Source organism: uncultured Campylobacter sp., from assembly GCF_938045405.1.
GTDB lineage: Bacteria > Campylobacterota > Campylobacteria > Campylobacterales > Campylobacteraceae > Campylobacter_B.
Map to the genome: position 1 here is coordinate 1 of NZ_CALIMW010000243.1, position 6438 is coordinate 6438.

Annotated in this window: 9 protein-coding genes; 5 read left to right on the top strand and 4 right to left on the bottom strand. The window is 45.4% G+C overall.

Annotation, left to right across the window (positions count from 1 at the left end):
• Positions 1-203, top strand: a 203-nt coding sequence (locus tag Q0140_RS10000; RefSeq protein ID WP_297964216.1) for a hypothetical protein, incomplete at its 5' end; no start/stop codon positions are given.
• A 147-nt stretch (positions 204-350) separates the two neighbouring features.
• Here Q0140_RS10000 and Q0140_RS10005 read toward each other — a convergent pair.
• From Q0140_RS10005 to rpsT, 4 genes are all read right to left on the bottom strand, one after another.
• Entirely contained in the window at positions 351-1196 is an 846-nt protein-coding gene (locus tag Q0140_RS10005) for a universal stress protein (RefSeq protein ID WP_297964218.1), read from the bottom strand.
• Between the two features lie 391 nt (positions 1197-1587).
• Positions 1588-1743, bottom strand: coding sequence for a hypothetical protein (locus Q0140_RS10010; RefSeq protein WP_297921763.1), 156 nt, complete (start codon positions 1741-1743; stop codon positions 1588-1590).
• 406 nt (positions 1744-2149) lie between these two features.
• On the bottom strand, positions 2150-3217 hold the full coding sequence (gene prfA, locus Q0140_RS10015) for a peptide chain release factor 1 (RefSeq protein ID WP_297964220.1): 1068 nt from the start codon (positions 3215-3217) through the stop codon (positions 2150-2152).
• Between the two features lie 24 nt (positions 3218-3241).
• Complete coding sequence (gene rpsT / locus Q0140_RS10020) at positions 3242-3514, bottom strand: 30S ribosomal protein S20 (protein WP_291938896.1); 273 nt, start codon at positions 3512-3514, stop codon at positions 3242-3244.
• Between the two features lie 152 nt (positions 3515-3666).
• Here rpsT and glmM point away from each other — a divergent pair, with 152 nt between their 5' ends.
• The 4 genes from glmM to Q0140_RS10040 all read left to right on the top strand — a co-directional run bounded on the left by glmM (position 3667) and on the right by Q0140_RS10040 (position 6397).
• On the top strand, positions 3667-5007 hold the full coding sequence (gene glmM / locus Q0140_RS10025) for a phosphoglucosamine mutase (RefSeq protein ID WP_297964222.1): 1341 nt from the start codon (positions 3667-3669) through the stop codon (positions 5005-5007).
• Between the two features lie 98 nt (positions 5008-5105).
• Entirely contained in the window at positions 5106-5567 is a 462-nt protein-coding gene (lspA, locus tag Q0140_RS10030) for a signal peptidase II (protein ID WP_297964224.1), read from the top strand.
• Entirely contained in the window at positions 5554-5946 is a 393-nt protein-coding gene (locus Q0140_RS10035; protein WP_177386934.1) for an SHOCT domain-containing protein, read from the top strand. Before lspA ends, Q0140_RS10035 begins: the two co-directional genes overlap by 14 nt.
• 10 nt (positions 5947-5956) lie before the next feature.
• Positions 5957-6397 (top strand): CopD family protein, encoded by a 441-nt coding sequence (locus Q0140_RS10040; RefSeq protein ID WP_297964227.1) that lies wholly within the window; start codon positions 5957-5959, stop codon positions 6395-6397.
• Positions 6398-6438 lie beyond the last annotated feature (41 nt).

Consider the following 6438-nt stretch of genomic DNA (forward strand, 5'->3'; position numbering starts at 1 on the left):
AAAACGGCGAGCAAAGTAGCGCAAAAGAAAGTAAAATTTTACCCTTTTTCATAAAAATCCTTTTTAGATTTTATAATCTATATCAATTTACTGGCGGGATTATCTTACACTTCTTCTTAAATAATAATAAAATTTTTAATAAACTAAATCATAAAATTTTATATGAAATTACTAATTTAACGGAATTTAATAAGATATATTGACGAATTTTCAAGCAAAATTTCTATGAATTTTAAAAAGTATATGAATTTTAAAAACGAAGGATTGAAAAATTTAAAATTCTAAAATTCCGCCGCTTTAAAATAACGTAAGCGACGGAATTTAGCGTTTATCGGTGTTTGGTCTTGCGATTACGATAGCACTAGCACCGGTACAAGCGCATTGTGCAAGATATCCTCGGAGACGCTGCCTAAAAAGAGCTTTTTGAAAAAGCCCTTCGTAAAGGCACCGGTAGCGATCAGATCGAGGTTATTGGCGCGGCGATATTTGATGATCTCATCGGCGGGAACTTCGGCTTGGATGAATTTGAAAGTGGCGTTTTGAGTGCCTAAAATTTCGCGCGCCAGATCCAGCATCCGCTCGCCCTCTGCGGCACCCGCATTGATGTGCAAGACATGCTTATGTGCGCTCGCAAGAAGCTTTGAGCTCTTTATAAACTCAAGCGTGCGTTTCGCCGCGTCAGTGCCGTCAAACGCAATGAGCACGGAGTTAATCGGTGAAAATTCCTTATTCACGAGCAGCGACGGCACGTGAAGCTCCTTTATCAGCACGCTTGCGTTAAAGCCTACGTCCTCGTTATTTGAGCCCTTGATACCGAGTACAAAAATTTCGGCTTCATCCTTGTACTCGGCGATAACGTCGATAAAATCGCCATCTTTGATGATCTTACTCGCCTTTACGCCCGCAGCAGTCGCAGCGCAGATATATTCATCCAGCATCGCTTCAGCTTCTTCGTGGTCTTTTTCCACATCCACGCCGCCTAATGTGGGACTTCCGTAGCTATTTGCAAGGATATCATTCTCTCCTAGGACGATCCCGCCTGCGGCTAGCCCATAAAAATTCTCGCCAAGCTCCGGGATTTCAACCACGTGAATAAACACGAGCTCGGCACCCAAGGTTTTAGCGACGTAAATTCCGTAATCTCTAACCGCCGGGGCAAGCGCATTTTGATCGACGCAAGTGATGACCTTTTTCATTTTTCGTCCTTTTAAAGATAAAATTTTAATCAAAATAAGCTTATCAAATTTTGTATAAAAGTTATTTAAATTCGGCGAACTTGAATGCGGCGCGGGCGATTTTGTGAAATTTTAAAGCCACGTCGTAATGGATTTTTGAGGTGCGGGCGCGCTTGTGGTAAGCTAGCTCAGGCTCAGCTGACAGCGATCGAGTAGTTGCAGCGTAGTAGGCGACTAAAAAGCGTTGCGGATGCAGTAGGTAAGGTACGGCGCGGACGATTTGAAATTTATTAAGCCGCTAAAAGCGCGGTTAAAGCGCCGTTATTGCGGTTAGTAGCCCAAAGATGATCCCCGGGAAATTCGCCGCGGCGAGCGGATAGTCCTTTTTGGGCTTTAGCAGGCCGTAGCTAAGCTATATCGTGCAGTTTATCGCGGCTGCGAGCGGCTGGAGAAACGGGACTTTGTTGCCGTCTAAATTTGCCATTATGTTCGGCACGTAGGATACGTACATGATGACCGACAGACATGTGCCCGCCCAACCTAAAATTTGCAAATTTCTTTCGCTCATCGGCTTTCCTTGTTTTTAAGATACGTTTCAAATTTACGAATAAAACGAAGCGGGATTTTAATACACCAAAGATAAGAAACAAATTAAAAGATGGCTAGAAATAAAATTTGACTTTAAATTTATCGCAGCGACCCCCCCCTGCTCGCGTCTGCGTAAATTTTAAAGCGGCGTTTAAGGCGCGCATTTTAAAAAAACAGAGAAATTTAAAACGCCAGGCGGCACGGCGAATAGAATTTAAATTTAAAAAGGCGGGATTTCAAGCGACGACTGCGATGAAATTTAAGTGAATTTGCCGAGGCGAAAGCCATTAAACACATTGTCCCGAAGGCTTGCGGCTAAATTTAAGTAAATTTTGCAACAAAATCGCAGCAAAATTTTGAAAATATGAGGATTAAATTTTAAAAGGCTAATAGCCCGCGTTTGCGATCGCTTCAGCTTGAGAGTGCGCGATGAGCGGATCGATGATCTCGTCGAACAAACCGCCCGCCATGATCGCGTCTAGGCGGTAAAGCGTTAAATTTATGCGGTGGTCGCTGATGCGGTTTTGCGGATAGTTGTAGGTACGAATTCGCCCCGAGCGGTCGCCGGTGCCTACCTGATCCTTGCGATCTTTGCGCTCCTTCTCTAAGCGCTCCTGCTCCTGCATATCGTAAAGGCGCGCCTTTAGCACCTTCATCGCCGCCTCTTTGTTTTTATGCTGATCTTTGCCGTCTTGGTTGGTGACGACTAAACCGGTCGGGATGTGAGTGATGCGAACGGCGCTGTCGGTGGTATTTACGGACTGCCCGCCGTGGCCGGAGCTACGCATAACGTCGATGCGAAGGTCATTTGGATTGATCTGTATCTCGCTATCCTCGATCTCGGGCATGACGGCGACGGTGATTGCGGAGGTATGCACCCTGCCCTGGCTCTCCGTCTCGGGGATGCGCTGCACGCGGTGGGTGCCGCCTTCAAATTTCAGCCGCGAGTACGCCCCCGCGCCCTTTACGAGCAAGATCGCTTCTTTGTAGCCGCCGACGCTGCCTTCGCTAGTGCTTACGATCTCGCATTTATAGCCGCGAAGATCGGCGTAGCGCAGATACGCGCCGAGCAGATCGCCCGCAAACAGCGCCGCTTCGTCGCCGCCCGTACCGGCGCGGATCTCAAGGAAGATATTTTTATCGTCGTTGGGATCTTTCGGAAGCAGTAAAATTTTGATTTTTTCTTCGAGCTGCGGCTTTTGCGTCTCTAAGCTTTTAAGCTCCTCTTTGGCTAGCTCGCCGAGATCTGCATCGCTTAGCAGGGCTTTGTTTTCTTCGATCTGATTTAAAATTTTAAGATACTCGCTAGCCGCCTCTTTGATCGGCTCGATATTGCGCTGCTCCTTAGATAACGCAGTCATATTGGCGATATCTGCGGTAACTGCGGGATCGCTAAGCATGCGCGAAAGCTCGTCGTAGCGATCCAAAAAAGGCTTTAGTTTATCGGCTAGCATTTAAATTTTATGCGTAAGGAACGCTTACGCGGCGGTTTTTAAAGAATTTACGAGTTTGGCTAGGCGGCTTACTTTTCTGCTCGCGGTCTGTTTTTTCAAAAAGCCCCTGCTTACGAAGCTGTGAAAGCTTTCATTAGCCGTTTTTAGAGCCTGAGTCGCTGCGTCTAGATCCTTGCTCTCGACCGCCTCTCTTACGGCTTTTGTGATATTTTTTACTCTGGTGCGATAAAATCTATTTCGCTCCGTTCTTTTTATGGTTTGTCTCGCGCGTTTTTCGGCGGATTTGTGATTTGCCATAATGTTCCTTTTCAGTTAAATTTGAACCTGCGATTATACGTAAAAAATATTTAATCGACGCTTAATTTAAGTAAAATTTAAATATAGTTTAAATTTATGTAGATTAAACTTTTTTTGGTAGAATTTCCCGATTTTTATATAAGGATTTGATAATGAAACTTTTTGGGACGGACGGCGTACGAGGCAAAGCGGGAGAATTTTTGACCGCCGAGCTTGCGATGCGCGTAGCGATGGCAGCGGGAATTTATTTTAGGAAAAATTCCGTTACGAATATGATTTTAGTCGGCAAAGATACCCGCAGAAGCGGCTATATGATAGAAACCGCGATCGTTGCGGGCCTTACCTCGGTAGGCTACAACGTCCGCCAGATCGGCCCGATGCCTACTCCTGCGATTGCCTTTCTTACGGAGGATATGCGCTGCGACGCGGGCATCATGATAAGCGCGAGCCACAATCCATACTACGACAACGGCATTAAATTTTTCAACAGCGAGGGCTTTAAGCTCGATGAAAAAGAGGAAGCGCAGATCGAAAAAATTTATTTCAGCGACGAACTCATCGCCGAGGCGCGCACCAAAATGATGCAAATCGGCGCCGCAAAGCGCGTGGACGACGTCATCGGCAGATACATCGTGCATATTAAAAATTCTTTCCCGAAGCAAAAGACGCTGCACGGGCTTCGCGTGGTGCTTGATTGCGCAAACGGAGCAAGCTACAAGGTCGCACCTACCGTATTTAATGAGCTGGGAGCCGAAACTATCGTCATCGGCGACGAACCTAACGGAAAAAATATTAACGATGCTTGCGGTGCACTAAGCCCGCAAAATTTAGCCTCGGAGGTCAAAAGATTACGCGCCGACGTCGGGTTTGCCTTCGACGGGGATGCCGATAGGCTCGTAGTCGTGGACGAAAACGGCGAGATCATCCATGGCGACGCGCTGCTTGGAATTTTAGCAGTCTATTTGAAAGGAAAAAATCGCTTAGCAGGCAATAAAATGGTAGCCACAGTGATGAGTAATTCTGCGCTGGAGGATTTTTTAGCTAAACACGACATCGCGCTTCATCGCTGTAACGTCGGCGATAAATTTGTACTTGAGACGATGCACGAACTAGGCGCAAATTTCGGCGGCGAGCAGAGCGGGCACGTGATCTTTGGCGATTACGCCAAAACGGGCGACGGCATCGCAAGCGCGCTGCAATTCGCCGCCTGCATGCTGGATATGAAAAAGAAGGCAAGCGAATTTTCGGGGATGATTAAGCCCTATCCACAAATTTTAAAGAACTTAAAAATTTCGGATAAAAAACCGCTTGAAAAATTAAAAGGGCTAAAGGAACTTGAAGCAAGCCTTAAAGCGGACAAGATCCGCTCGCTCTTTCGCTACTCCGGCACCGAAAACGTTATCCGCCTCTTAATCGAGGGCAAAAACGAAAAACTGCTGCAAAAGCGAATGGACGAGGTCGAGAAATTTTTTGCCAAAGCCCTAAATGAGTAGCGTTACGGTGAAATTTTACGGCGCGACAAGCTCATGGCTCGGTACAAAAGGCGCGGACAAAAAATGCAGGCTTTACGTATTTAAATTTAGGCTGCGAGATGGCTAAGACCTGTATTAAATTTATCCTGCTTTTTGCGGCGATCTTTGCAATCGATCAAGCGATCAAACTTCTGTTTTTAAACGGCTTTTCGTGGCAGGGGGAGTTTTTTTCGCTAGAGCTTACGCTTAATCGCGGCGTTGCGTTTTCGATGTTTGCCTTTTTGGGCGAAAATTTAAAATTTATCCAGATCGCGCTGATCTCAGCGCTTGCAGCGTATGTATTTTGTCATAAAAAGCTCTTTTACGAGCACTGGATGCCGTTTGCGCTGATGCTCGCGGGAGGCTGTTCGAACCTGCTCGATCGCTTCATTCGCGGCGGCGTGGTCGATTACGTCGCGTGGCATAAGTGGTTTGAGTTTGCGGTGTTTAATTTCGCCGACGTGATGATAGATCTGGCCGTCGTGATTTTTATCTTCCAAAGCTACAAGATCGCGAAAAAGGAGAAAAATGAAGAGAAATAATTACATCGCTTACGCGCTTTGGTTTTTAGGTGCGTTTTCGTGGATCGCAGCTATGCCGATCGGAGGCGGACTGCATAGAATTTATTGCGGTAAATTTATCAGCGGATTTGCTCAAATCGCGCTATTTTGGCTAGGGAGCTTTACACTATGGTTTTTGGTGGGCTTTTTGTTTTGGGCGATTTGGGGAATTTGGATTTTGCTAGACATATTTTTCGTAGGAATTTGGGTAGAAGATTTAAATGCTTTTGCAAGCGAGACAGAGGAGGACGACTACGAGGGGCGTCTGAAAAAGGTCGATGCGCTTTATGAGCTGTATCAAAAAGGCGCGATTTCCAAAGAGGAATTCGAAGCGCGAAAAGAAATTTTAATGAGAGATTAAGGAGGCTAAAATGAGTTACTATTGGTTTAAATTTATCCATTTTGCAGGCTTTATTTCATGGATGGCGATGCTGTTTTACATGCCGCGCTTGTATGTATATCACGCTGAAAATTTAGACAAGCCGGATTTCGTAAAGGTCGTTAAAAAGATGGAGCGGATGCTGTATCACGCGATCGGTTGGATAGCAATGGCGGTGACGGTTTTTAGCGGCGTGATGCTTATCATTTTAAATCCTGGGCTTATGAAAATGGGATATTTTCATATAAAATTACTAGCCGGAGTTTTGCTAATCTGTTATCATTTGTGGCTGTATTATTATATGTATAAATTTGAAAAAAACGAGTGTCACAGGAGCGGAAAATACTTCCGTGCGATCAACGAAGGCCCTACGATCATAATGTTTATAATACTTTATGCAATGCTAATAATGCCGAATTTACCGAGCAACTAGCCCGTTTTGATAAAAATTTAATTAAAATTTGCATAAAATTA

Excerpts from the sequence above, each read along its gene's own strand:
- Q0140_RS10005 (WP_297964218.1), bottom strand. The coding sequence starts at position 1,196 with ATGAAAAAGGTCATCACTTGCGTCGATCAAAATGCGCTTGCCCCGGCG.
- Q0140_RS10010 (WP_297921763.1), bottom strand. The coding sequence starts at position 1,743 with ATGAGCGAAAGAAATTTGCAAATTTTAGGTTGGGCGGGCACATGTCTG.
- prfA (WP_297964220.1), bottom strand. The coding sequence starts at position 3,217 with ATGCTAGCCGATAAACTAAAGCCTTTTTTGGATCGCTACGACGAGCTT.
- rpsT (WP_291938896.1), bottom strand. The coding sequence starts at position 3,514 with ATGGCAAATCACAAATCCGCCGAAAAACGCGCGAGACAAACCATAAAA.
- glmM (WP_297964222.1), top strand. The coding sequence starts at position 3,667 with ATGAAACTTTTTGGGACGGACGGCGTACGAGGCAAAGCGGGAGAATTT.
- lspA (WP_297964224.1), top strand. The coding sequence starts at position 5,106 with ATGGCTAAGACCTGTATTAAATTTATCCTGCTTTTTGCGGCGATCTTT.
- Q0140_RS10035 (WP_177386934.1), top strand. The coding sequence starts at position 5,554 with ATGAAGAGAAATAATTACATCGCTTACGCGCTTTGGTTTTTAGGTGCG.
- Q0140_RS10040 (WP_297964227.1), top strand. The coding sequence starts at position 5,957 with ATGAGTTACTATTGGTTTAAATTTATCCATTTTGCAGGCTTTATTTCA.